Source organism: Pseudanabaena sp. SR411, assembly GCF_002251945.1.
GTDB lineage: Bacteria > Cyanobacteriota > Cyanobacteriia > Pseudanabaenales > Pseudanabaenaceae > Pseudanabaena.
The window spans coordinates 13,103-39,256 of record NZ_NDHW01000058.1; the positions used below are offsets into that span (position 1 = coordinate 13,103).

At 40.8% G+C, this 26,154-nt stretch carries 26 protein-coding genes; 10 read left to right on the forward strand and 16 right to left on the reverse strand.

Features of this window, described 5'->3' with window-relative positions; translation table 11 throughout:
• Nucleotides 1–13: 13 nt before the first annotated feature.
• Nucleotides 14–343 (reverse strand): 2Fe-2S iron-sulfur cluster-binding protein, encoded by a 330-nt coding sequence (locus B9G53_RS03945; protein ID WP_094529404.1) that lies wholly within the window; start codon nucleotides 341–343, stop codon nucleotides 14–16.
• Nucleotides 344–575: 232 nt separating this feature from the next.
• Here B9G53_RS03945 and nusB point away from each other — a divergent pair, with 232 nt between their 5' ends.
• Nucleotides 576–1,214: a transcription antitermination factor NusB gene (gene nusB / locus B9G53_RS03950; RefSeq protein WP_094529462.1), complete on the forward strand. Its 639-nt coding sequence runs from the start codon at nucleotides 576–578 to the stop codon at nucleotides 1,212–1,214.
• Nucleotides 1,215–1,250: 36 nt separating this feature from the next.
• Here the strand turns inward: nusB and B9G53_RS03955 are convergent, their stop codons facing one another.
• The 6 genes from B9G53_RS03955 to gvpA all read right to left on the reverse strand — a co-directional run bounded on the left by B9G53_RS03955 (nucleotide 1,251) and on the right by gvpA (nucleotide 5,394).
• Nucleotides 1,251–1,805, reverse strand: a complete 555-nt coding sequence (locus B9G53_RS03955) for a cupin domain-containing protein (protein ID WP_094529407.1) — start codon at nucleotides 1,803–1,805, stop codon at nucleotides 1,251–1,253.
• Nucleotides 1,806–1,914: 109 nt separating this feature from the next.
• Nucleotides 1,915–2,517, reverse strand: coding sequence for a sigma-70 family RNA polymerase sigma factor (locus B9G53_RS03960; protein ID WP_094529410.1), 603 nt, complete (start codon nucleotides 2,515–2,517; stop codon nucleotides 1,915–1,917).
• A gap of 174 nt (nucleotides 2,518–2,691) precedes the next feature.
• Nucleotides 2,692–3,030, reverse strand: a complete 339-nt coding sequence (locus B9G53_RS03965; RefSeq protein WP_094529413.1) for a gas vesicle protein — start codon at nucleotides 3,028–3,030, stop codon at nucleotides 2,692–2,694.
• Complete coding sequence (gene gvpN, locus B9G53_RS03970) at nucleotides 3,030–3,911, reverse strand: gas vesicle protein GvpN (RefSeq protein WP_094529416.1); 882 nt, start codon at nucleotides 3,909–3,911, stop codon at nucleotides 3,030–3,032. Before gvpN ends, B9G53_RS03965 begins: the two co-directional genes overlap by 1 nt.
• Nucleotides 3,908–4,939 (reverse strand): hypothetical protein, encoded by a 1,032-nt coding sequence (locus tag B9G53_RS03975; RefSeq protein WP_094529419.1) that lies wholly within the window; start codon nucleotides 4,937–4,939, stop codon nucleotides 3,908–3,910. The genes gvpN and B9G53_RS03975 overlap by 4 nt, the downstream gene beginning before the upstream one ends.
• A 236-nt stretch (nucleotides 4,940–5,175) precedes the next feature.
• On the reverse strand, nucleotides 5,176–5,394 hold the full coding sequence (gene gvpA, locus B9G53_RS03980; RefSeq protein WP_009626980.1) for a gas vesicle structural protein GvpA: 219 nt from the start codon (nucleotides 5,392–5,394) through the stop codon (nucleotides 5,176–5,178).
• A 384-nt stretch (nucleotides 5,395–5,778) separates the two neighbouring features.
• On the opposite strand from gvpA, the gene B9G53_RS03985 reads away from it, so the two are divergent.
• From B9G53_RS03985 to B9G53_RS04005, 5 genes are all read left to right on the forward strand, one after another.
• Complete coding sequence (locus tag B9G53_RS03985; RefSeq protein ID WP_094529421.1) at nucleotides 5,779–6,006, forward strand: DUF3285 domain-containing protein; 228 nt, start codon at nucleotides 5,779–5,781, stop codon at nucleotides 6,004–6,006.
• 433 nt (nucleotides 6,007–6,439) lie between these two features.
• Nucleotides 6,440–6,940, forward strand: coding sequence for an rRNA maturation RNase YbeY (ybeY, locus tag B9G53_RS03990; protein WP_094529423.1), 501 nt, complete (start codon nucleotides 6,440–6,442; stop codon nucleotides 6,938–6,940).
• Nucleotides 6,941–7,174: 234 nt separating this feature from the next.
• Nucleotides 7,175–7,606, forward strand: a complete 432-nt coding sequence (locus B9G53_RS03995) for a diacylglycerol kinase family protein (RefSeq protein ID WP_369682992.1) — start codon at nucleotides 7,175–7,177, stop codon at nucleotides 7,604–7,606.
• Between the two features lie 94 nt (nucleotides 7,607–7,700).
• A complete protein-coding gene (locus B9G53_RS04000; protein ID WP_094529427.1) occupies nucleotides 7,701–11,015 on the forward strand; it encodes an efflux RND transporter permease subunit in 3,315 nt (1,104 codons plus the stop codon).
• A 221-nt stretch (nucleotides 11,016–11,236) separates the two neighbouring features.
• Nucleotides 11,237–11,395, forward strand: coding sequence for a DUF4277 domain-containing protein (locus B9G53_RS04005; protein ID WP_254923542.1), 159 nt, complete (start codon nucleotides 11,237–11,239; stop codon nucleotides 11,393–11,395).
• On the opposite strand, the gene B9G53_RS26660 is transcribed toward B9G53_RS04005, so the two are convergent.
• Together B9G53_RS26660 and B9G53_RS04010 are read right to left on the reverse strand one after the other, a co-directional pair.
• The gene (locus B9G53_RS26660; RefSeq protein ID WP_141211701.1) at nucleotides 11,345–11,593 is read right to left on the reverse strand and encodes a transposase; all 249 of its coding nucleotides are present in this window, start codon (nucleotides 11,591–11,593) and stop codon (nucleotides 11,345–11,347) included. The two genes, B9G53_RS04005 and B9G53_RS26660, sit on opposite strands and share 51 nt — an antisense overlap.
• 47 nt (nucleotides 11,594–11,640) lie before the next feature.
• Nucleotides 11,641–12,042, reverse strand: coding sequence for a helix-turn-helix domain-containing protein (locus tag B9G53_RS04010; protein ID WP_094529429.1), 402 nt, complete (start codon nucleotides 12,040–12,042; stop codon nucleotides 11,641–11,643).
• A 91-nt stretch (nucleotides 12,043–12,133) separates the two neighbouring features.
• Between B9G53_RS04010 and B9G53_RS04015 the strand changes: the two genes are divergently transcribed.
• The 4 genes from B9G53_RS04015 (at nucleotide 12,134) to B9G53_RS04030 (ending at nucleotide 16,345) form a co-directional block, all read left to right on the forward strand.
• Nucleotides 12,134–12,409: a hypothetical protein gene (locus B9G53_RS04015; RefSeq protein WP_254923541.1), complete on the forward strand. Its 276-nt coding sequence runs from the start codon at nucleotides 12,134–12,136 to the stop codon at nucleotides 12,407–12,409.
• 121 nt (nucleotides 12,410–12,530) lie between these two features.
• Nucleotides 12,531–13,247 (forward strand): actin-binding WH2 domain-containing protein, encoded by a 717-nt coding sequence (locus B9G53_RS04020; protein ID WP_094529431.1) that lies wholly within the window; start codon nucleotides 12,531–12,533, stop codon nucleotides 13,245–13,247.
• A gap of 20 nt (nucleotides 13,248–13,267) precedes the next feature.
• A complete protein-coding gene (locus B9G53_RS04025; RefSeq protein ID WP_094529433.1) occupies nucleotides 13,268–13,996 on the forward strand; it encodes a hypothetical protein in 729 nt (242 codons plus the stop codon).
• 336 nt (nucleotides 13,997–14,332) lie between these two features.
• Nucleotides 14,333–16,345 carry an NAD(P)H-quinone oxidoreductase subunit 5 gene (locus B9G53_RS04030; RefSeq protein WP_094529435.1) on the forward strand — a complete coding sequence of 671 codons (2,013 nt, stop codon included), beginning with the start codon at nucleotides 14,333–14,335 and terminating at the stop codon, nucleotides 16,343–16,345.
• 346 nt (nucleotides 16,346–16,691) lie between these two features.
• Here B9G53_RS04030 and B9G53_RS04035 read toward each other — a convergent pair whose 3' ends face one another.
• The 7 genes from B9G53_RS04035 to B9G53_RS04065 all read right to left on the reverse strand — a co-directional run bounded on the left by B9G53_RS04035 (nucleotide 16,692) and on the right by B9G53_RS04065 (nucleotide 26,052).
• On the reverse strand, nucleotides 16,692–17,681 hold the full coding sequence (locus tag B9G53_RS04035) for an O-methyltransferase (RefSeq protein WP_094529437.1): 990 nt from the start codon (nucleotides 17,679–17,681) through the stop codon (nucleotides 16,692–16,694).
• 17 nt (nucleotides 17,682–17,698) lie between these two features.
• On the reverse strand, nucleotides 17,699–19,138 hold the full coding sequence (locus B9G53_RS04040; RefSeq protein WP_094529439.1) for an ATP-binding protein: 1,440 nt from the start codon (nucleotides 19,136–19,138) through the stop codon (nucleotides 17,699–17,701).
• A gap of 89 nt (nucleotides 19,139–19,227) precedes the next feature.
• The gene (locus B9G53_RS04045) at nucleotides 19,228–20,517 is read right to left on the reverse strand and encodes a DNA cytosine methyltransferase (protein WP_094529441.1); all 1,290 of its coding nucleotides are present in this window, start codon (nucleotides 20,515–20,517) and stop codon (nucleotides 19,228–19,230) included.
• 115 nt (nucleotides 20,518–20,632) lie between these two features.
• The gene (locus B9G53_RS04050) at nucleotides 20,633–21,559 is read right to left on the reverse strand and encodes an ABC transporter permease (RefSeq protein ID WP_094529443.1); all 927 of its coding nucleotides are present in this window, start codon (nucleotides 21,557–21,559) and stop codon (nucleotides 20,633–20,635) included.
• 114 nt (nucleotides 21,560–21,673) lie between these two features.
• Nucleotides 21,674–22,759, reverse strand: coding sequence for an ABC transporter permease (locus B9G53_RS04055; RefSeq protein WP_094529445.1), 1,086 nt, complete (start codon nucleotides 22,757–22,759; stop codon nucleotides 21,674–21,676).
• Between the two features lie 61 nt (nucleotides 22,760–22,820).
• Entirely contained in the window at nucleotides 22,821–24,014 is a 1,194-nt protein-coding gene (locus tag B9G53_RS04060; RefSeq protein WP_094529448.1) for a BMP family ABC transporter substrate-binding protein, read from the reverse strand.
• Nucleotides 24,015–24,300: 286 nt separating this feature from the next.
• Nucleotides 24,301–26,052 carry an iron uptake porin gene (locus B9G53_RS04065; protein ID WP_094529450.1) on the reverse strand — a complete coding sequence of 584 codons (1,752 nt, stop codon included), beginning with the start codon at nucleotides 26,050–26,052 and terminating at the stop codon, nucleotides 24,301–24,303.
• Nucleotides 26,053–26,154: the final 102 nt, after the last annotated feature.

Sequence of the window (26,154 nt, forward strand, 5' to 3'; positions counted from 1 at the left end):
GCTTACTTAAATTCTAGGAACTATGTCCAAACCGAATTGCGTAAACATCTTGCTCTTTGTCGGTGTAGATTTCAACATCGGACTTGGGGTGCGATACACATAGCAGGATGTAGCCCTTAGCGTCTAGCTCGTCTCCCATTCCACCAATACCCATGCCTTGGCTTTGATCGACTTCACCTTTGACAATTTGGGAGGCACAAGTCGTACATACACCTGCATAACAAGAGCATGGCAAATCTAGTCCTTGCTCGATCGCTGCATCGAGAATCGATTGATTTTCGGGGACAGATACAGTAAAGGTTTGTCCTTGATGGTGAAGTGTGGCTGTAAAAGTCTGAGTCATTTTTCTAAAAATTTAGTTAGTTGTTTAGTGATGCGTAAGGTGCTGCGCTTCGTGCTACACCCTACCTAGTTATACCAATCCACAAAAGCGTGGTCACACTTTTGCGAATTAAAAACTAAACCCAGTAAGGGTTTTCAAAACACAAAATGGCGTAGCCATTTTGTGTTTTGGGATTAAAGATCGTGCAAAGAGAATGATACGATGTTCAATTGGCTTAATTTTATCTCCTCCTATGCAACCCCGCCACATCGCCCGCGAACTCGCACTGTTTAGTATCAATCAATTACCTAGCCAACCCCAAAAGCTAGAAACAAAAACCTTAGATGACATTGTGACGGCAGTTGTGCGATCGCTGCACGATGAAACCAAAGAATTACTACAAACCGCCAGCGCTGAGTTACAACGTGGTCAAGAGCGTGTATCTGCTAGCGAAACCCGTACAGGTGACATTCGCCAAGATATCCAAGCCGTTGAAGGCATGGTGCGCGAAGCGATCGAGCTAACTAAAAACGCAATTAATAATATTGGTGCAGCTTTAGAATTTCCTGTAACCCTAGTATTGGCTCAACGGGCTGAAGTGCGTAACTATACGATTGATATTCTCAAGACCGTAAATAGTAAGCGATCGCAGATTGATGAAACGATTAGCAGCGCTTTAGTGAATTGGCAAATTGATCGCTTAGCTCAAGTGGACAAAGACATTTTGCGGATCGCTACTGCGGAGATGATATTTATGAGTGTGGCAAGTAAAGTGGCGATCGACGAGGCTGTGGAGCTTGCCAAACGCTACAGCAGTGAAGATGGTTATCGATTTATCAATGGGGTATTGCGCCGCATTGACGATCAGATTAAACAATCTCGCAAATCTTAAATATCAAGCAGAGGTTACTTTGCACACCCTTGATATTTATAGAAAAACATCATCTAAAGATGTGCGTACAAAAAACATACAGCCTGCGATCGCATAGGGTGAATGCGTAGAACCTGCCGCCGAATAAATATGATCACCTGCTTTGTAGGTGATGCCGCGATCGATTAACTCACCTTCGATCATAAAAATTTCTTCCCCAACAGCATGATGATGTAGTGGATAGGAAACATCTACTTCTGCACGAATTAAAGCAGATATTTCTCTTTGATCACGATCAATATTTAATACAGCCATCACTAAACCTTGGACAGGATGCTTCCGCCATTTGAGTTCTGTTGAGCGCTTTGTCATAATATCCAAAACTTCAGCTTCTATCTGAATACGCTTGAATAGCCTCTGTTTGAGATTGGCAGGCACTGTCAGAGATGGCTGAGAATAAGCAAGAGTTGCTGCAACGTCCTGTAGCGATCTCAATTCTTGCTCTATTACAGGTGATGTGGCGGCGAGTTCCTCTATAAATTGCATTTCTTGAGGGGCGATCGCTGTAAGTGCAGTTAGTGCTAATAGATCATTGATGTCTTTTTGGTTCATGCAGTTTAGTTCCCCATTTTCAAGCTTTTAGTTTTTGAATTTTCTTAATTTGCTGTTTAGCTTTATATTGCTTTGCATTATGGCTGTTCTCGATTTTGGGTAGCGTTCCCTAAAAACTAAACCATTCATCACCAATCATTTCTCGTAACTTTTTTAGCCCTAGACGAATGCGAGTTTTTACAGTACCAAGGGAAATACCTGTCTTTGCTGCAATTTCACTATGACTAAGCCCTGAGAAATAGGCAAGTTCTAATGCCAGACGTTGTTCGGTAGGAAGATTGTCTAGGCAAGATTTAATATAGATACTTCTCTCTTGGATAATCGCATCATGCTCAGGACTATCAGTAGGCAAAGACCTCATCAATGCTTCTTCAGAAGCGTTGACAGCCTTATCAAATCTTGCATGATTGCGTAAACGATCTAACGCTCGGCTACGAGTCAACATAAATAACCATGTATCTACTCTCGCCTTTTGGGAATTGTAGTTTTTGGCAATTTTCCATACTTGAGTAAATACGTCTAAAACGATCTCTTCGGATTCCTCTGGAGATTTGAGAATGCGATAGGCAATCGTATAAATGACCCTAGAATAGCGATCGTAAAGCAGTGATAGTGATGATTGATCGCCTTCAGCGATTTGATGAATAAGCTCAACTTCATCGAGTCTACTTGCATAATCAATTTTCAAAAATTGGCGATCGCATGAATCCAATGCAAAATCCTCTCCGTGTTTTTAGCCTAATCAGCGAACAATCAAATTTCTAGCTTTACTTCAATGTAGTCTTTAGGTTCAGCGTCGTGCCGACAGTTACTGAGAAGTTATAGCAGTGCTTGGATTAAGGGCTAAAAAACAAAAAAAACTTGCTTTGCAAGTTTTTTTTGTTTTTTAATTACTACTGTTTGCCTCTAATTGCTTAGAAGCGGCTAACTCCCGTTCTAAAAGATTAACTCGCTCTAACAATTGCTGGTTAGAAGCAAGCAATTCTTGAGTTCTGGAAGACAAATAGGGATCGGACTCCCACCAGTTGATCCCAATCTCCTTCGCCTTATCGACAGAAGCAACTAGTAAACGAATCCTGATGCTCAGCAATTCCACACTGCCCACGGACACTGTGATATCACCAGCAATGACAATTCCTTTATCTAATACTCTTTCCAGAATATCGGCAAGGGAAGAGCCAGTTGTGCTAGTTTTGATTGCTTGAGGTTTCAGCGCTTGAGACATTAAGGTATTTGATCCAATAATTTAGCGAGTCCGAGTTCTGATTCAGGCTTACCATCACCATAGCGAGAAATTAGGACATCAAAGCAAAGATCTCGAAAGTCTTCATCTTTGCCAGACACAGGAATTTCATGCTCATGACAAATTTTACCAATCAGTAGACAAGCTCGTAAGCTTGAAGCTTTACTACATTCCACCTGACGACGAAAGCCACGAATTAAGTTGATTAATTTCAGAGCTTGAGTGCGATCAAGTCCAACCCGATTCACCAAAATTTGCTTTTCGGTTTCCACATCGGCTTCGCCAATATTAATCGTGATCATCCGATCAAGTAGCGCATCTTGAGTGGGATGAACCCCTGCATATTCTTCAGGATTGGAGGTGAAAATGGCGCGAAACATTGGATGTACGCGCACATATTCTGATTGAGAACTATCTGGTGGCAAGACAATCAGCTTTTCTTCAAGCGCACTAAGCAAAACGTTATTTACTTCTGGGCGCGATCGGTTGAACTCATCGTAAATTAACGTAAATCCTTCTTTAGCAGCCAAGGTGAGGCGTGAATCTGTCCAACTTTGGCGCAGGTCATCTTCAACTTTTAAAACTGAGTGGATATAGTTATCGACAACTTTTTTGCGGGTATAGCCTGAGTTAGAACCGATCAGTTGCGACGATCGCAGATCCTCATCACCATAGATCAACACCATCGGTCTACCAACTAAACCCGCAAGATGCATCGCTAAGGTGGTTTTGCCAGTACCAGCAGGACCACGCAAATGAATCGCGAAGCCTGATTGTAGATAGCGTAGCGCCCGACGGACTATTTGCTTGGTGAAGTCAGTGCTAATAAACTGACGGGCATTAGCATGGAGAACTGTGGTCATGTTGAGGAGCCTTCTGCCATTTGCAGCAGGGTATTAAGAATATCCGAAGGATCAACTTTCAAAGTGTTAGCTCCTTGGGCAAGTAAGTCTCTGACCGTATCGCGATCGTTGACAACTTCTAACAAACTAGAGTTTGTCGATAGTTGAGCAACGTAGTCAACCACAAATTGCTCGATTTTGCCAGCAGGTTTAGGTGTTTCTTTGACTTCAATGGGTTTGGCGATCGCAGGTTCGGGCGCTGAAGCAACGACACTTTCTGATTTAGTATTTTTCTTTTTGGACTTAGAACTAGAACTTTCAGAGACATCAGGAGAATTTTTAGGAGTATCCTGCTTTGGCGCAACAGGTGGGGCAATTGCAACAGCACGAGATCCTGACCAAACTGAATTAGTTAGTTGCGAACGAAAAGCTTTTAATTTTAAAGCTTGGGCTTCAGCTTCAGCAAGGCGACTAGACTCAATTTGCTCTAATGACGCTTTGACATTAGCTACGCGATCGCTAAATTCTTGTGCTCTTTGCTGTGCATCGATAGTTGCATTATCAAGACGGGTTTTAGTCAGATCTTCTAGTTGCATTTTCGTTAAAGCAGCGCGATCTTGAACTAGTTGTTGGCGTTGAGCTAGGCTAGCTTCACCATCCCGAATCCGTGCTTTACGAATATGTTTTAGTTGCGATCGCATTTTAAAGGTACGAGTTCTGACCTCTTGAGCGCGTTGCTCACTATCTTCTACGGCTTGCTCAGTACGAGTAGTATTGAGAGTCTCCAAGTATTCCGATACTTGAGCCGCCCGATCTTGAATCTCTTCCCTACGAGATTCTAAGGCATTTTCCGCGATCGCCTGTCTACCTTGTTCCCACGCAAGGCGAGTTTGCTCAGCATGAGCTAAATACTTTTCAGTCGCTTCAGCTTGGGCTTGCAAATCTCTTTCTCTCTGTTCCCTTGCTAGTTGCTGTTCAGCCAAAAACTCTGCTCTATCTTGTAACCGTCTCTGCCTTGCTTCTGCAAATTCTTGCATCAAAGAAGCCATAACGTTAACCTCAAATTCACTCTTTCAAATCAAAATAAATCAAACTTTTCAAAACGCCCCAAGTTTCATTAAATGAGTCCCCCTTCCCACCGTAACTACCCTGCCAAAAATCTATTGCTTTGTCAGCAAGAAACTGACAAGATAGTTTTTAGTGAGAAGGGGGTAGAAAAGAAATCGGTAGGCTAATAATCTATTGTTTAGCGACTTACTACTAGCATTGCTAGTGGTAAATTTTACTAAGCAGCAGGTACTGCCGCCGATGCCGTCAAACCAACAGCTTCAGCATACTTGAGGTATGTTTCTACTGAGGCAATAACAACACGCGCTTCGATTGATAATAGTTCGATTCCCACCAAAGAGACTCTCACCCATGCATCAATAACGATGCCCTTATCCAAAATGCGATCGATGACTTCCGCTAGACTAGAGGAAGAGTTGACTTTTTCGACTGCCATAGTAATGTTCTCCTTGAGTTAACTATGTTAGGCATATAAATTCTGCCTTTGCAAACTGTACTATACAACAGCAAAATTACTTATACTTATTTTGTATTAATTATTTTGCATGTGCTTATCTTTTGTCTATAAAGATAACATCTCTAATTCTATAAGGTATTGTGAATATTGATGATAAACTTTCTTTAAGAGGATGCAGCTAAAACAGAAATATTTTTTCGGCTGATTATCATTGATAATCAGCCGAAAAAACTAGTGGGATAACTAAAAATAATCAACATATTAAATTAATTTGCGTGTGAGATTACATCCCTTGAAAATCAGTCGCTTTTTTGACTTTACTTTAAACTTGCTATTGAATTTATATTAATTATCGATTAACCCATGAATAGCGATTCTAATACTTCATCTAATTCCAGCTCAAATACTACTAATAGTAGTGAAGCAATCAATCAAGTCTCTACTGTCAACAATCAAAAAGAGCAAGATAGTTTTGTGAAACTTGCGATGAAGAATATGGTCAAAAAAGGTAGTACATCTCTATTTCATTTCTCACTGACAGTCTTTGGGGTGATTGGAGCTTTACTAGGATTGGCAATCATCTTTCACTAGAAACTTGATATTCTTTGTTTAATCAAAATAGTCAATGAGAGTCCTACTTTAGTCCAGTAATTAGCAAGATATTATGAATGTCAAAACTAGAAGATTGAAAAACCAAATAAATTCTTTTGCATTCTCATCTTTGGTAGTTTTTTGTTAAATGTTTTTATTCATAAACCACTTTGTTTCTTGATTGTGTTTACTCTAGACAACAAAAAATTAATTAATTTTAATTTACTTATTTCGTTGATTAGCCTCAATTTTACATGGAACCTATTTTATTAGAGACAGCAAATTAGATTGATCCTTCAGGAAAAAAGATGAAAGTTGTTATGTATTATGACTAACTTTTGCTGATAAATTTAATTAGTTCTTAAATTGAGAATGTCATAAGTTGCTAATTTTTTGTAGTTTTTTGTTGTTTAGCTGATGGGACTGTAGAGCATTGAGTATTGATTTGTACTGTGAAATCTATCCTGAAGTTGCCGATCGCCATCCGATCGCAGTAGAGCAATGGCAGGAATGGTTTGCCACATGGGAAACCTATCTTGTTTCTGAACAGGCGATCGCGGATGCAGAATATGAGCTATCGCTTGCCATTACCGATGATTTGACAATTCAACAGTTAAATTTGCAATATCGTCAACAGGATCGCCCCACTGATGTTTTGTCTTTTGCAGCTTTGGAGTCCGATATGCCAGAGATTCCCAGTGATGACTCTGGTTATATTGAACCAACTTATTTGGGAGACATCATTATTTCTCAAACCACAGCAATTTTTCAGGCTGAGGAACGCGGTCATTCGCTAACCTATGAACTTGCATGGCTAGCAGCCCATGGTTTATTACATTTACTCGGCTGGGATCATCCTGACGATGACAGTTTAGAGGTCATGCTAAAGCAGCAAGCCCTGATGTTGCAGCTAATTTCACTTCATGAAATTTAAGTAATTACCTTGACTTAGAGGCGGCGCAAAGCGCCGTCCCTAAGTCAAGGTAAAAATTAGTAAACAATTACTTAAGTATTTTTGTCCGTAATTTGATTAAACTAATTTTCTAGCGTTAAAATCTTTGAAGTTTTTGGCAATTGCTGGCAAAGTCTATTGGGAATAATCTCCATGAACAATGATTTACCGCTATCAAGACTATTTTTGTTTAAATCGCCTTCTTTAACCGAGCAAATGACAAAGACTGATGAATTGGAAACATCTGAGCAAAGTGCTGCTCAACGTAGTGATTCTTTTCAAATTGCCACGAATTTACTGCTTAGTTTTCAATATGCTGGACAGGGCGTTGGCTACGCTTTCCGCACTCAGAGAAATTTTCGGATTCATTTGATTATTGGCGCGATCGCCTTATCTCTGAGTCTTTATTTTCACCTTTCCGCCGTAGCCTGCTCGATTATTAGTTTGACCACCGCCTTGGTTTTGGTACTGGAGTTATTGAATACAGCTTTGGAAGCAGTAGTCGATTTGACGGTGGGGCGTGAGTTTCATCAGTTAGCCAAAATTGCTAAGGATTGCGCGGCTGGTGCAGTACTAATTGCGGCGATCGCTGCTTTGATGATTGCTAGCGTGCTATTATTGCCCAATATTTTGACAGCATTTTTCTAAAAATTTAAGGTGTCTTAACAGCCCTTCTCCAGATGATTACAGCAGTCAGTGGCTAGTCTTCCTTCCGAAACTCTTAATTTTCATATTTCTGCCCATGCTGCTATCGATCTCTGATTTCTTCATTAGAAGACCTGTGTTTGCCACAGTTTGCTCTGTGGTGATCACATTATTGGGAACGGCTTGTATCTTCTTGTTGCCTGTTGCTCAATATCCTGAAATTACACCGCCCAAGGTTACTGTTAGTGCCAACTATGTTGGTGCTAATGCGGAAGTTGTAGAATCTACAGTTACGAATATTCTTGAAAGAGAACTGAATGGAATTGAAGGAGTCCGCTACATCACTTCAACTAGTTCTAATAATGGAACTAGTTCCGTTGATTTGGTCTTCGATCTAGGCAAAAATAAAGATCTTGCGGCTGTTGATGTACAGAATCGCGTCTCTACGGTAGAGTCACAGTTACCAGGACCAGTGCAGCAAACTGGCGTAAGAGTTAGTAAAGAGTCTTCAGGCTTTCTATTTGCGATCGGTGTCTATGCTGAGAAAGGAGAATACGACGATCTCTATTTGAGTAACTATGCTGATCTTTATATTGTTGATGCAATTAAAAAGGTCAAAGGGGTTGGCAACGTCATTATCTTTGGCGAACGTAAATATGCTATGCGTGTTTGGCTCGATCCTAATCGCCTGTCGGCAAGGGGGCTGACCGCTCAAGATGTTGTATCAGCAATTCAGCAGCAAAACTTGCAGGTAGGTGTTGGTCAAATTGGACAACAGCCCAATTTACCTGATCAGCAGTATCAACTTTCGATTTCGGCAAGTGGAAGATTAAAAAGTACGGAAGAGTTTTCAGAAATTGTAATTAGAACTGCTAGTGATGGCTCCCCAATTAAGCTGCGGGATGTCGGACGTGTAGAATTGGGAGCAGAAAATTATGGCTCGTCACTACGATTTAATGGAACTAGAGGTATTGGTTTAGGGGTATCACAGTTGCCTGATGCTAATGCCTTAGATGTTGCCCATGCAGTCAAAAAGGCTCTGGAGGAGTTGAAGCCTAGTTTTCCCCCAGGGTTAAATTATGAGGTGGCTTTTGATACAACTACTTTTATCGAAGCTGGTACAGAAGAAGTCCTTATCTCACTCTTGATTGCGATCGCTTTAGTTATCCTAATTATCTTTTTGTTCCTGCAAAACTGGCGATCAACCTTAATCCCTGCTGTTGCTATCCCCGTGGCTTTGATTGGGACATTCATTTTTATCAAACTCCTCAATTTTAATATCAATACCCTGACTCTTTTTGGGTTGACCCTTGCCACAGGATTGGTAGTTGATGATGCGATCGTGGTGGTTGAAGATATTACGCGGCGCATTCAAGAAAAAGGAGAGAATCCCATCCAAGCGGCGATCGAGTCCATGAATGAGTTGCAGGGTGCGGTAATTGCTAGCTCATTGGTACTAGTTGCGGTCTTTGTCCCTGTTGCTTTTTTTCCAGGAACGACTGGGCAATTGTATAAACAATTTGCGCTGACGATCGCCTTTTCGATCACAGTTTCCACTTTTAACGCGCTAACACTTTCGCCAACCTTAGCAGCTTTGTTGCTGAAGCAAGAGCAACCCCGTAGCAATTGGTTTTTTGATCGGGTGAATTGGGTAATTGATGGAACAAGGCATAACTATCAATGGCTAGTTACAAAATCAACTAACTTTAAAGGGATTGTGATGATCTTGTTTGTGATCTCCCTTTTTATGACCTATTGGGTCTATACAATCGTTCCGAGAGGTTTTTTACCACAGGAAGATCAGGGCTATTTTATTGCGATCGTTCAAGCTCCTGAAGGTGTATCCCTCAATTACACCGAAAAGGTGCTGGAAAACGTTGAGGGAATTATGCGTCGCAAGGATGAAAAGGGTGAATCTGTTTATCCTGAAATTGCGAATATCTTTGCGATCGCTGGATTTAGCTTTAGTGGCAACACGCCTAATAATGGGATCGTATTTGCAACGCTAAAGCCTTGGAAAGAGCGATCGCGATCGGCTGACAATATCATTGGTGGGATGGTTCCTCAACCCTTTGGACTATTGCCTGAATTACTTTCTATTAAAGAAGCTTTTGTAATTCCCTTTCCACCTCCAGCAATCCAAGGTTTAAGCAACTATGGTGGTTTCGAGTTTCAGTTGCAAGATAAGGCAAATCAAGGATTCCCAGAAATTGAACAGACGATGGGAGCTTTGTTAGGTCGAGCAAGTACCTATCCCGAACCAAGCCGTCCGATGTTGGCAGGCTTGCGTCCTAATTTCAATGGCAATACCCCTCAATTAACCGTAGAGGTTGATCGCATCAGAGCCAATTCTTTGCAAGTCTCTTTGCAAGATATTTACAGTACTTTGCAAACTTTACTTGGTTCGCAATATGTCAATGACTTTAATACCTTTGGTAGAACCTATCGCGTCTATGTCCAAGCTGATGCTAAGTTCCGTTCTAATCCTGACGATATCAATAAACTCTATGTGCGATCGCAAACAGGACAGATTATTCCTCTCAGTAATTTGGTGAAAGTGACCCAAACCGTCGGTCCCTCGATCATCAATCACTATAATCTTTTCCGTTCCGTCCAAATTACTGGTAATACTGCTCCCGGTGTCAGCTCTGGACAAGCGATCGATATTATGGGTAAGCTGGCGAACGAAGTTCTACCTAAGAGTTTTGGCTATGAATGGTCAGGATTATCCCTTGAAGAAATTGGTTCTGGTAGTAGCGCCTTCTTTATTTTTGGCTTAGGAGTTGTATTTGTATTCCTAGTTCTCGCGGCTCAATACGAAAATTACATTGACCCGACGATCATTATGCTCACTGTGCCGCTTGCGGTCTTGGGAGCGCTCTTAGCAGTGATGTTTCGCGGTCTATTCAATCCTAATTTTGCCAATGATGTGTATACCCAAATTGGTTTGGTGATGCTGATTGGTATGGCAAGTAAAAACGCAATTTTGATTGTGGAATTTGCTAACCAACTACAAGAGCAGGGATTGAGCATTACCAAGGCAGTGATCGAGGCTTCACAGCAACGGTTGCGCCCAATTCTGATGACTGCTTTCTCCACAATTATCGGTATTTTCCCTCTGGTAATTGCTACAGGAGCAGGGGCGGCGGCGCGTCAGTCAATTGGCACTGCGGTTATGGGTGGTATGTGTGTAGCAACCTTGTTAAGTCTATTCATCGTTCCCATCCTTTACATTGTCATTAAGAAAATTGAGGAACGGATGAAGATCGGCTTGCATCGCCCTAAGCATGGTGAACTAGCGATCTCCGCCGAATTTTATGAAGGTGGTTTGCATGGCGACCCTTTGAACGGCAATCATGATGGTAGTCATTCGGCTGAAGATTATCAAGAAGAGAATAGTCCCAAGCCTTAGTTGTCATTAGGACTTACGCAAATAAACCAAGAACTCAAGTTCTTGGTTTATTTGCGTAAGTCCACTTCAGTGGACTACAGAATACTTATATCCCACATTCCGCTCGTAATGGAAGGGTAAAATAATTAGAGAAAAGGCAAAAAGAGGAGGCAGGTATTAATACAGAGATGAAAGTAACGAACCTAGACCATCTAGGGATCGTGGCAGGAATCATCGACGAGATGGGAATTGAGGAAGAAATAAACACGATAATCGGGAGAAGCTCAAGAGAAAAAGTAAGCGCAGGGGTAATCGTCAAAGCCATGCTACTGAATGGATTAGGATTTGTATCAGCCCCTATCCATGAATACATAAGCACCAGCCCACAGCTTAGGAGCTAGTTTCGTGGCACTAAAAGCTTCAAAGGTAAGACTATCAGCAGATCCTAAGATACTAACTTGGGTCAGTAAGCCATTAAGTCCTATCGCACCAATCACGGAAACATTTTTACCCCGTTTAAGTGGTCTTGAGCCTCTTGCTCTTTTCCCCTTGGGTGCACGGGCAAATAGTCTGGTTAGCCCTAGATTAATTCCTGACAATGAAGATCATGTCCTTTGCGAGAATTCCTCGCACTGATTGCCAGAAATCAAACCGCTGTTGCTGCAGTCTTTCGCTCTCTTTTTCGGTTGGATGTAATGTTTTTTTTGAAGGTTATATTTAGCTTCTTGAGCATTCTATCCACTGTGACTCGACTAATCAACACTCCAGTATGCTCATGCAACATCTGACTTAACTCCTCAAGCGTTGCATCATTATTTTCCTCAGCTAATTTCTCTAGTACTTTTAGCTGCTCATGGTTTAGTTTTGTTGGAGTTTGCACTGTTCGCTTCTTTGGCTCAACACTGCCTGTCTCCCGATATTGCTTAATTAACTTTTCGATAAAACTTAGTGCTACGTCAAATTGCTTGGCTAATTTTCGCTGCGATATTTTACCTTCTTCAGAAAGCTTGATTATTTTTTCTCGTAAGTCTATTGAATATGCTCTCATCTTGATTGATATCTGAAAAACTTTCTCTCTTTTCTTTTATACTGTTCCTCACTAGACTGGATTTTGCTATAAACGCATTGAGGCTTTGGGCATGATTATGGTGCTTTGCTTACTCGTTTATAATTTAGCCCAACGTCAACTCAGACTTGCTTTAGCTCTCGCTCAAGATACTATTCCCAATCAATTGGGTAAACCCACTAATTCTCCAACTTTGCGTTGGGGTTTTCAATATTTTATGGCGGTTCATTTAGTTTCTTTTCAGGAACTCACTCAAGTTGTAAATTTGTCTCCATCTCGGCTTCATATTTTAAATTTCTTTTCGCCTGCCTGCCAACGCTATTATTTGCTCCCTGATCCTCTTTCCTAATTGTTTTTCCCCTTCCATTACGAGCCGAATGTGGGCTGTAAGATAGGCAGCGTGAAGCAAGGAACTTTTATTTTTTAAACATGTCCAAAGTTATCAAGTTTAACTTCAGACCCAAAAAATTATGCCATTTTTTTCAGTTCTTATTGATTTACTTAGTGATCGCGATCGGTTTATTCAAGAAATCTATGATGGGGTTAAGATCAATACCAAAATTGGTGGATTGCTAGTCTGTAGCTCTATATTCTTGGCAATTTATGGTGGACTAATTGGTGCAGTTAGTTCATGGATGCAGGTTTTGTCATCCGCAGCTAAGCTACCGTTTTTATTTCTTATCACCCTAGCAATTTGCCTGCCTGCACTCTATTTCTTTAATGTTTACTTCGGTGCAAAAACTCGCCTGAGTCAATATGCGGCTATTTTACTTTGTGCCGTGACGATTACCAGTACTTTACTATTTGGCTTCGCACCAGTCACTTTGTTCTTCTTGATTACGACAGATAATTACTCCTTTTTTCTATTGTTAAATGTTGCTATATTCACATTAACAGGAATTATTGGGGTTTACTTTCTTTATCAAGTTTTACTGCCAAAGGTAGAAACCATTGTCTCTGATCAAGAGTTGGTAATAGAAGACACAGCCATTGACAAAAATCGCAAAGTTCGGATATCAATTTTAAAGTTCTGGCTGGGACTTTATGCTTTTGTTGGTAGTCAGATGGCTTGGACACTCAGACCATTTTTTGGGTCTTTTGGCTCTAAATTCGATCTGTTTCGTCCTCGTGAAGGCAATTTCTATCTGTCAGTCTGGAATTCTATTAGGCACTTGTTTTTCCAATAAATCTAGCTTCTCTAATAACTATGCAGCCTGATATCAGAAATTTGCAGATTACAGAACAGGATTTAGAAAGGATCACAGGAAAAGAAATCAGTACTTTATCGATTGGAAGTGCTTATAGAATTTCTAGGCTCAGAAAACCTAAATACTTAGTTTCATTCCTGCTGAGTGAAGCGATCACTTTATTCTTAATTTCAATTTTTAGTTTGCCAATTAGTATTTTGATCTTTCAATCTCTTGGTAGACCCATCGAAAATCGTCAGGCTCAAGTTGGATTTACTATTTTTGTATTTACGCTTACATTGATTCTCTTTACAGTTTGGAATCTATTCGCTTGGGTAAGATCTAAAAAAATGACTTGTTTATCCTATCTTCTTGACGAAGTGGATAGGTATAATCAAGTACTTGTGGCTGTTGATATTTGTGATCGCCTCAAGTCGGTTGGTAATCAATCAGCAAATCTCCATCATCGAGAGGATATCCTGCAAGCCCTTGAACTAACTAGGGATAGCCTAATTTGTGGTTTGACTACTGAAAAAATCCTACGAGAGCATCGAAATTTTTTAAGTAACCACCGTCAGCTTTTTGACAATATTGAGCAGAATCTGATCGCCTTAGAATCCTTGGAAGTGCAAAATCAGGCTGATCAGTATAGTTCTCTCTTGAAAGATGCCTTAGTAATTGGCATGAATGTACAGAGAGAAATGTTGAATTTACAAACAAATGATACTCCCTTCCCACCCAAGCATTAGTGGTGCGGCACTTCGCGCCGCACCACTAATGCAACCAAAAGGTATAGCTGTCGCCATTCTTGTTAGGACATAAAACCCAAATAGTGTGAGGCGGCGCTTCGCGCCGCCTCACACTATTTGGGTTTTGATTTGTCCTGATACAGGTGGCTATAGCTATAAGTGGCGGCGCTTCGCGCTGCCACTTACCTTTTGGTTGAATTTAAGGATTAAATCTTTCTAAATTTTTAGATTAATAAGTAATAATGCTCATGGTTAACACATCGCTCTTGAGCGCCCTGTAGTAAACTAACCTATTAAAAGTGTCTCTACAATAAACTTTGCGTTCAAACGCGACCTATGGACTTTGCATATCAATACGCATGGCTGATTCCCTTGCTGCCACTCGCCGCAGCACTGATTATCGGCACAGGGCTGATTACCTTTAACAAATCCACCAACAAACTGCGATCGCTCTGGTCTGTCCTCAGCGTATCCGCCACAGGCGGCGCAATGGTGATGGCAATTAACTTACTCTGGAGTCAGATCCAAGGGCATGAACCCTACCTCTACACCTTTGAGTGGGCGCAAGCAGGTGCATTTCATCTGAATATGGGATTTGTGATCGATCACCTGACTGCACTGATGTTAGTGATCGTCACCACCGTCGCTTTCTTGGTGCAGATCTACACCGATGGCTACATGGCTCATGATCCCAGCTATGTCAGATTCTATGCTTACCTAAGTTTATTCACCTCCTCCATGTTGGGCTTAGTCGTTAGCCCCAACTTGGTACAGATTTATATTTTCTGGGAACTCGTGGGGATGTGTTCCTACTTGCTAATTGGCTTTTGGTTCGATCGCAAAGGTGCTGCCGATGCTTGCCAAAAAGCCTTTGTAACTAACCGCGTTGGTGATTTCGGCTTACTACTTGGCTTACTTGGTCTATATTGGGCAACAGGTACGTTTGAATTCACAGAAATGGGAGAACGTCTCAGCGAATTAGTGGAATCAGGATCATTGAGTGTTGCTCTCGCCACCCTATTCGCAATTCTCGTTTTCATGGGACCTGCTGCTAAATCTGCCCAATTCCCCCTCCATGTGTGGTTACCTGACGCGATGGAAGGTCCTACGCCAATTTCGGCTCTGATCCACGCGGCGACAATGGTTGCGGCTGGGGTATTCCTCATTGCGCGGATGTTCCCCGTATTTGAAGAAATTCCTGCGGTGATGAATACGATCGCTTGGACGGGCGCATTTACCGCATTTCTGGGGGCAAGCATAGCCATCACGCAAAATGACATCAAAAAAGGTTTAGCCTATTCCACCGTTTCCCAATTGGGTTACATGGTCATGGGTATGGGCGTTGGCGCTTACGGCGCTGGCTTATTCCACCTGATGACCCATGCTTACTTCAAAGCAATGATGTTCCTTGGATCTGGTTCTGTCATTCATGGCATGGAAGGAGTAGTGGGACATGATCCCGATGTTGCTCAAGATATGCGGGTGATGGGTGGCTTACGCAAATATATGCCAATCACGGCGATCACCTTCTTCATCGGTACTCTGGCGATTAGTGGTATTCCTCCCTTTGCTGGTTTCTGGTCAAAAGATGAAATTCTTGCCTCTACTTTCAAAGCTAATCCTGCTCTTTGGGCGATCGGTTTTGCCACAGCGGGGATCACTGCTTTCTATATGTTCCGCATGTACTTCACCACCTTTGAAGGCGACTTTCGCGGTACTGACAAGCAGCTCTTAGCAATGGTTAAAGCTGAAAACTCAGTTGGCAAAGAAGCTCAAGCTGATGATGGACATGGGCATCATCATGCCAGTAAGCCCCATGAATCGCCCATCACCATGACTTTCCCTTTGATGGTCTTGGCAATTCCTTCGATGCTGATCGGTCTAGTTGGCACACCATTGGGTAATTACTTCGAGTACTTTATCCATGCACCATCGGAGAAAATCACTGAAGTTCCTGTTGAAGGTTTTACCCCTGAATTTCTATTGATGGGTGGAAGCTCTGTTGGTATTGGTTTGATTGGGATTTCTCTAGCAATCTTGATGTATTTGCAAAAGAAAATCGATCCCAGTGCGATCGCCAAATCTATCGAACCTCTCTACAAGCTCTCGAAGAACAAATGGTACATTGATGAAATTTACAACACAATCTTCGTGGTTGGTTCTCGCCGCTTAGCTCGTCAAGTGCTAGAAGTTGATGCCAAAATCGTTGATGGTGTAGTTAACCTTGCTGGTTTTGTGACTGTAGTTACTGGCGAAGGCTTGAAGTACTTTGAAAATGGCAAAGCGCAATTCTATGCTCTTGTCATTTTTATTGGCGTTCTCGGTTTCGTAATCGTCAGTTCAATTTAATTTCTTTCTGAATTATTAATAATTTGAAAAAGCGATCGCCTATTAATTAAATAATCAATAGGCGATCGCTTTTTTTTGATAATTCAAGTTCTATAGTTAGGTTAGGGATTGTAGTAAAATAAAGATGGACTTGACGAAGAGCTTTTTGAGGAAATCTAAGATTTTATTAAAAATGTTGATTTCTCTGATAAAGATTATGGGCTTGAGTTGCTAATGTGATCGCTAGCAATCAATAAGTCTGTAGCATTATGGTGGGATTAAAAATCTATTGTTGCTTTTCAAAAGCTATATTATTCACTAGACTTATGAAAATTTAATATTCTTTAGATCAATAGATTAATTGAAACTAGAATATAATTCTTGAAAAATGCGGTGCTTGGCGAGAAAAAAATGCATAGGTTTCTAACATCTTAAGTGACTCTTCCGCTTTGGAACTAAATAAAAATCCTAATTCTTCTTGAACTTTTTCAATGGGATGATCAGGTAACAGACTATCCACTAAAAGTCTTTCTTTTATAGTTAAATCTGGCACATTAATAATTGTTGGTTTATCGTGCCAAATAATTTCACTTAATTTCCAGTCTAGGATACCTGAATTCGACAAAAAATTCTTGGTATTATCTATTTCCTTTCCTTTTTCAAGTAAAATGCCTGTAACACTGAGCATTTGCTGCCCATCATCATAAGCAAAACAGGTTAATGGTTGAAAATAAATAGGCAAACTTGATAATGAGAGCTTGGCGACTCTTTCTAAAATCAAAAATAGTGCTTTTGGATATTCTTTATGAATCATTAAATCTGACGTTACCGTTGCAGATATTAAATCACCAAGAATACTTTTTAATTTCTTAAAACGAGATTCTTTATCAGTAGAATTAGAATTTCCATTTAATGCAGATGGATTTGCATTTAAAGTTATTTTTACAATATCATTAGCATATAAAGTAGTTAATAATGATTGAAATTCTAGCAAGTGGCTACGCAAATCCTTTGGCGATGTATAATCCAACCATACGATTGTATTATTCTCTCTTTCAAATTTTCGGATAAATTCTCCACTAGATTCGTTAAGACATTCTATGCAGCTTACGGGCTTATTGAATTTTTGACGTTTCCAAGTTTCTTTATCTTGTTCAAGAGAAATCATTTTTGTCATTCCAAACTTATAATGTAGATATTTGAAATCCTCTAAAGAATGACCGCCAAAACCAATATATGTGTAATCAGATATATTATTAGAACGATTTATCAGTTCTAAAATCTCAACAAATGCGTATCGATCAATAATTTTATTTTTCCTTAATTGATAAGGAATTGAAGTAGCAGTACTAGCCATTCTTTAAGTTTTATTTTTTAGATTGATTTTTTCAGAATCATATTGAAACACTCTGCACCAACTTCAGAAGGATCGTGATTAGCATCCTCAAAAAGATACTCTGCTACTGCTTGGATTTCATGTTTGGGTTTCCTGAATTTTATGTTTAGTGATTCATCGTGAGTATCAGATGCATTTGGCGTTGGGAGTTTGGGAAGATACCTATCTTCAACTCCTTCATTTATACTACTTAGACTGGATTTTGATTTAACAGGCTTCCAAGGAATCTTAATTTTACTTTGAGTAGTAAATAAAGCGATTGGGTCTATTGATTTGGTTTTTGAATATCTTTGTTTCTCAGCTAGAGAATCTTTTTTCCACCTGTTTGTATAAGCAGTGAAATGCTTTAATCCTTCTCGCATAAAATTTTTAACGTACAGATAGATGACTGATGATGCATCAATACCACGCTTAGTTGTTGTGATTGGTAATTTCCGAGGATCGTGACTGCGAAATTCTACGACACCTGAAATAGCTATAAACTGTGGATGATATCTAGGAACGGCTGCTTCACCCCACCCTGTTAAAATTGATTTGTCGCAGTAAAGAACTACTCGATCATTACAAATAATTGTCCATCCAGCATTGTCAGATCTCCTTTCATTTCCTTCTACAATGTCATCAAGCTCACTGCCATCAGGATTGTCAGTATAAAAACCTACTGCTAATCTGACTTCTACATCATCTATAAGAGCTTTATAAAGATAAGGTGCAATAGTCTCTTCCTCAAGAAATTCTTGTCCATCCCATTTTAGTAACCATGGTTCAGGAATAACTTGCTGCCCATTCACCTCAACCCTGAAACCCTTGTGGAAAATATATGTGTAATGCCTTTGTATTGCAATTACTAAGTCATCATATAAAGTTGATTCAGATGATGAAAATTTGTCTTGAATATTAGGAAGCAAATTATGGACTGTAATTGAAGTCCCATTTGATTGTAATGTTGGTGTGATCTCTTCTAAAGGCAAACTCCAATCTTGATCGCTTGATAACCAATCATCACTAATTGAAACCTTGAAGGTATTATCTAAGGTTTGTGAAATAACTTCGCCTGATCTTCCCATTTTGAAGATTGCTCGCTTCATGCCAATACCATAAGTGCCTATAGTATATAGTTGTAAATCTTGATCTACATTAGCAGCAGGTCTTCCCATTCTAAATGCATATTGCTCAGCAACTTCTAATGGAATTCCACCGCAGTTATCTTCGATTTTAAATTCTCTATCTGAGAATGTTATTTTTGCCCAATAACCTTGGTATGGAGTTTCTGCAGCTTCTGCATTTTTTGTAACTCTTTGTATTCCGTCTACACAGTTGTCTAAAAGATCTAAAATTGCATCTTTCAGCTCAATATCACGAGTCAACATATCAACAAAAAATGTTTTAGTGGGAGACGCATTAACAGTTCCGCTCATGATGTTTTGTTGTGCGACAGGCTTTACAGAAGAAAATGAAATATTCAGGTAAAATAATTATATAGGAATTATTTTAAATTAGTGACTTTTTAACTCTTTGTGAAGATTTTTTTAGTTCGTGGCTCAATTGTGTAAGGACTAACCTTATAGTACTGAGATGCTGTAGTCATATTGAATTCTAATAATGTTTTCTCTCCCAAAGAATGTACATCTTCACTTAAAGTAGGCGAAATATTCATTGTTTTAATGATTTGCGAAGCTACAGCTTTTGCTAAAAGCGGTGGTACTGAATTACCAACTTGTCTAAAACCATGCCAAATTGTCTTATGAAAGCGAAACCAATCTGGATAGCTATGTAATCTAGCAGCTTCTCGGACAGTTATACATCTTGGAGTAATCGGATGTATTGGACGAGGAGCTGTAAATGCACCACGATTACTTGGAGTTCCTGCTCTCAGGGTATTACTAATTCCATCTAAAGCTAACTTATAAAATCTACTAATGCTTTCGACTTCCCCCTGAGCAGTAGCACTAAAACGTTGTATGGAAGTGTCCTTATGTTTTGACATAAGACTAGAAGTTAGTAACTTTTTATCATATTCTCTTTTATAGCCAAAATTTGATTCACCAAAATTATTGATTAGCTTTACATATTCGCTGAATTGCCCAAATTCTACTTGCAAATTATCCTGTTTCATTAACTCAGTATACTCAGAAATATCTGGTAAACCTGCGATCGCATCTCTAACAGTTGGGCTATTTGTTAAATTAGTAAGTTCCTTAGGAATTTTTTTAGCATTTGCAGGTTTGCTAATTGCTAATGGATAAGATGGTAAAGGTAAGTCCTTGCGACAGCCAATTAGGAAAAATCGTTCCCGATGTTGGGGTACACCAAAGTGAGAAGCATTGAGAACTCCGTTATCTTTCAAGATATTGTATCCTTTTGCCTCAAAGTTCTCGATCACCTCCTCTACAAACTTACGATGATTGCCAATAGTTAAGCCTTTGACGTTTTCCATTACAAAGTACTTTGCATTAAGTTCGGTTACTAAACGCATAAAATGTGAAACTAACTGATTACGCGGATCATCAAAAGCTCGTTTCCCCATTAGCGAAAAACCTTGGCAAGGAGGTCCTCCAAATACCACATCAACTTCCTGTCTACCTATTTGCGCTATATCGCGAATCTCGTCGCCTGTTATATCAGTGACACTAGCACAGATGACTTTACACTTCGGGAAGTTATATTCATGGGTAGCACAATGGATCGGATCGATCTCTACCGATGCAAGTACATCAAATCCTGCTTGCTCAAAGCCCAAAGTCATTCCGCCCGCACCTGCAAATAAATCTACAGCGATCGGTCGTTGATTTCCCATAATCTACAAAGCATCTATATGTCACCATAGATACTTTATCCTATAGCGCTTTGCACTCTAATTAAATTGAAATAAAAAAGCCTTGCATTGCAAGGCTTTTTTATTTATTTGAGTTTTACTCATTTGTTCCTAATGCACCTGGAGAACCACTTAACGTTCGCCGTGGCGAACAAGTAATGATGATGATAACTAGGGTCAAAATATATGGAAACGCATTGAATAAGTAACGATAGGAGCCAATACCAACGGCTTGCAATGAAGGTCCTAACGCTTGCGCTCCTCCAAAAAACAACGCAGCCCATAAACAATGAATCGGTTGCCATCTTGCAAAAATTACCAGAGCCACAGCCATCAAGCCCTGACCGCTAGAAATCCGTTCTGACCATAGTCCAGGATAATAAAGTGATAAACTTGCTCCGCCTAAACCTGCGAGGAAACTACCAGACACGATCGCCAAAGTCCGTACACCAACAACCGAAATTCCCATTGCTCTAGCCGCACTAGGACTATCACCCACAGCGCGAACATATAGACCCCAGCGAGTCGAACTAAAGAACCATTGCATTAAAGGGGCGATCGCAATACCAATTAATAGTAAAGGACTGACTCTAAGCGCCTCTTGCACCTGTGGATAGCTACTCCAACTGCCTAAATCAAATAGGGGCAATTGCTCAGCTTTAGGTTGGATAAAGGCTTTACCAAAGAAAAAGGCAATGCCACTACCAAAAATAATCATCGCAATACCAACAGCGACATCACTCACCTTTGGGCGTTGTGATAACCAAGCATGGATTAATCCCAGTACTACACCTGCCATCCCTGCGGCGAAAACACCTAGCCAAGGAGATTTGGTTAAGTAGGAGACTGCGTAAGCAGTCATAGCTCCAGTGAGCAGAGTTCCTTCAAGACCCAGATTGATTTTGCCAGCCTTTTCCGTGAGACATTCACCTAAGCTCACAAATAGAAATGGAGCGCTGCCTCGCAGTGTCCCTGCGACGATCGCTAGAGGTACGCTCATCCAACCCAATGCATCTTGTGCCATAGTTTTGATAATTGATAATTGGTAACTGGTGATTGGTAAGTAGCTAAGAGATAAAAAACTAAAACCAGAGAATGAGTCGCTCGCTTAGCGAGCGACTCATTCTCTGGCGATTATCTAAACCACACTTGCAGCATCAATCTTCACTTCAGGTTCTCTATCTTTAAAGAAATCTAAACGACCATAAAGCGACTCACTAAAGAGAATTGCTAAAAATACGATGCCTTGGAAAAGCAGCACCGTCGCATCTGGCAAATTAAAAGATCTCTGGAGAGCGCTCCCACTGGAGAGGATACCACCCATTAATACAGCAACCATCACCGCAACTAAGGGATTCTGTCTGGCGATGAAAGCAACGAGAATGCCACTATATCCATAATCAGCATTAAGAGAGGCATTAGCGCTACCATGAACTGCGGCGATTTCCACCATTCCTGCCAAACCTGCACAGGAACCACCCAAGAAGCTGACAATTAGAGTCAGTTTGCCAACTGGTAAACCTGCAATTTTGGCAGCCCGAATATTACCACCAACAGTCCGAACGGCAAAACCAAAGGTTGTCCGATGAATTAGGAAATAGGCAATCACACAGGCTACTAATCCATAGATTAATCCGTAATGGATGCGTGTATTGGGAATACTTTGCAGCATATTCACAGGCAACAGCGGAAATGTTGAAGGCTTATTGAGGCTCGCAGGATCGCGCATTGGACCCTCAACAAGGGTATTAAGTACAGCTAGCGCAATGTAATTCATTAACAAACTACTAATAGTTTCATTAACACCGCGATAGTACTTAATTGCACCAGCAAACATGATCCATAGACCACCTGCGATAATACCGCCCATCGCCATGCCAATTTGCACAATCAAAGAAGGTAAAGAGGAGATCGATAACCCAACGGCGATCGCACCCAAACCACCAACGATCAAAGCTCCTTCATTACCGATGATCGTTAACCCTAGCATTGCAGGTATAGCTGTACATAACGATGTCAGCATTAACGGAGCCGAACGAATCAAAGTTCCTTGCCAAGAGAAACTATTACCGAACGCAGATTTATAAATCGTTTCATAAATTGCGAACGGATTTTTTCCTTGGATAGCACAGAAAATCCCGAATACAATTAGGGAAACCACTAATGCGCCAATGGGAATTACAATATTCTCAGATGTCGAACGCCAGCGATCGCGTAAGCTCATATTCATACACCAAATTTGTGAATGATATGTGCAGCAATTGCGCTACACATATCGAATTAACCTAGCTCTTCACACTACCAATTACACCTTCAACAAACCAATCCATCTTTTCCAGATCGATATCTGTTTGCTTGTATTCCTTGCCCTTAGCAATCACAACCTTGCCAGTATTATCTTTCATCTCACCAGCATAAATAATCAAGCTGCCATCCTTGAGCTTAGCCAGCGCAGTCTCAGCTTCCTTCTTCGTCGCAGCACTTACAGCACTGCCAAAAGGTGACACCTTACAAAATCCTTCTTTGAGACCACCACGCAATATATGTGGAATACCGCCATCTGTAACTGATTTGCCAGCCTTAAATAGTTCCACATACTTAGTGTAAACACTAGTCCAATCCCATTCTGCACCCGTAAGATACCCATTAGGAGCAAGCTTGGACTGATCCGTATGATATCCCGTGCAGAAAACCTTACGTTTTTCGGCAGTTTCCATCACAACCTTAGGACTGTCAACGTGACAAGTCAATACATCGACACCTTGATCAATCATGCTGTTAGAAGCTTCGGCTTCCTTGACAGGAACTGACCAGTCACCAGTAAATAGAACTTGGACTGTGGCTTTAGGATTAACACTACGAGCGCCAAGGGTATAGCTGTTGATATTGCGAACTACCTGTGGAATTGGTTTTGCTGCCACAAAGCCTAGCTTACCAGATTTTGTTGTTAGCCCAGCAACGATACCTGCGATATATTCCGCTTCATCAATATAGCCGTAGTAACTACCAATATTCTTAGGATGCTTACCTTCTGTATACATGCCGCCACAATGGAAGAATTGCACCTTCGGATTGTCTGCCGCAACTTTGAGAATGTGAGGGTCGAAGTATCCAAAAGATGTCGGGAATAAAACTGAAACTCCATTTTGGTTAATCATGCTCAGCATGGTTTCTTGAACTGTGGCAGTTTCTGCAACACTAGCTTCACTAAATGTTTTGACATCAGGTAGCTTAGCGATCGCTGTTTCGCCCTCAAAGTGAGCTTGGCTATAGCCAAAATCATCTTTTGGACCCACATAGATAAATCCAATATTCAACAGGGTTGCGCTTGCCGCTCCTGTTGTACTAGGAGAACCTGTGTTCCCAGTTGTAGGAGCTTGCTCTGAACAGCCTACCCAAAGTTGAGAAGTTGCCCCAAAAGCGGCTGTAGCGATCGCGCCTCGAATAAACTTGCGACGGGGAATATAAATTGGACTCATGCCTTCACACCTTGAAAAGATTGAATGTACCGCGAGTTAAGAAAAACTAATATAAGAAATCTACACTGAATTAGAAGCTAGCAAATATTATCTATAACAAATGTATTACTAACTACTTGAGTTACATCAAACCACAAAATGGTGTGTAGCAGAGCAAGTTTTGCTTGGGACAAAATCCCAGAAGATGAGTTGCGGCACTAAGCGCCGCAACTCATCTTCTGGCTTCCAAATAAAAGAAGGTGTGCAAAGCACACCTTCTTTTATTTGGAAGATTTACATCTTTTGACTAGAAGCTAAACACTGCTTGCAAGTTGCCAACAAATACAGTTGGGTTGTTGCTGAAGTTATTAGGATTAAAGATGAAATAAGCAGAAGGAACCAAGGAGATATTCTTGGTAACAGGATAGATGTAAGAAAACTCAAGATCGTACTGTGTACCGTCATTGCCCCGACCAGAGAGAAGAACGTTGTCCGTATCTCCAAACTTAAATGGCATTGCAAAGGAGATCATCGCTTGTGCGCCTTCTTTAAATAGGTCAGGGAAAGCTGCACCTACTTGGAAGGTATGCATGTTGACATTGGTAGAACCACCAGTAGTTTTATTCAGGTTGGTAGTTCCATATCCATAGCGACCAAATAGACCAAATCCTTTGGTAACCAACCAATCAAAGTTAGCCACAAATACATCGGACTGTCCATTGTTCAGACCACCAAGGAAGCCTGCGGTTCCAGGTAAAGATGGAGTAAATCCAGCACCACCAACTGTGCCGCCAGCGTTTGGAGCAAGGTTTGTACGGCTATAGAGCAAGCGAAGTTTAATCGCATCACTTGGCTTGAAACCAAGTTCGGCTGTTAGCGCATTGTTACCGCCGAATAAACCACCACTGGTTGGATTAGCGGCTGATGCACCCGAATCACCAAATTCATTACTTTCAGCCAAGTAACCAACTTTGAAGTCAAATAGATCTCCCAAAGGAGTCATGAAAACTGCACCAGCACCACGCTTGGCATTAGAAAGCAATGTACTGTTGATCGAGTTAAATGTGGTATTCCAAGGATAGATGAAACGATTGCCATCGAAGTACTTGTAGAAGTTGACACGAGGACCAACGACTAAACTAGCTTTCTCAAATATTGGGAAAGTATAAGACAATTCACGTAGAACGAAAGTATTGGCATTTGCGCCAGCAGTTTGATCAGTGAATGGAGTACCTGTAGTATTGAAGAAACCCGTTGAGACGTAGTTATTGTATGGCGACGTTCCATTGCCAACAGCAAGCTGAGTAACTAACGAGTCTTTGCCAGTGAAAGAGGTGTTTAGAGTCAACCATACTAAACCACTCATGGTCACGTTAGGTCTTGGAGCTAATGGTGTAGTTCTGACTCCAGCAGTAACTTGTTCTCTGAGTACATCTGCGCCAGTTGCACCTGTCACATTAAAGAAAGCAAGACCACTGAGCTTAGTGGTTGTAGAGAACTGTTGTGCTTCTAGCTTGGCGACCTTAGCATCTAGAGCATCAACACGACCGCGTAGAGTAGCGAGTTCAGCCGCAAATTCTTCTTGAAGCTTTTGCAGTGTCGCGAGGTCTTCCTTGCTGACCTTATCAGCCAAACCTGCGGAGATAATTTCATTGATCTTATCTAAACAAGCATTTAAACCAGCAGCAAATTCATAACGGCTAGTCGCTTGTCTACCGCGAAAAGTACTGTCAGGATATCCTGCAATACAGCCGTAGCGCTCAACTAAAGATTGTAAAGCAGTGAAAGCCCAATCAGTAGGCTTCACATCACTCAATTGAGATACAGAAGTAACGTTTTGAGCTACAGTCTTGGGACGGATTGAATCCGTGTTAATTGCTCGAATAGTTTCGGATTCGCTCAACTTTGATTCTGTTACGGGCAGTGATGACTGCATTACTGGAACAGAAGTCGATTGAGACTGAACTTGTACTGGATTTTGAGTCTCAGCGTTTGTGCCTGTAGCCGTAGCCAACAAGCTCAAGCCTAATATCACTGAGAAATTACTGACTTTTTTCATTCCTTCACACCATAAAAGAAATATGTTTGAACAAGTATAACCAAGTAGTCTACTAAATCTTAATATTTAATAAACTTGGTTACATTTGTTTGGATGCATATA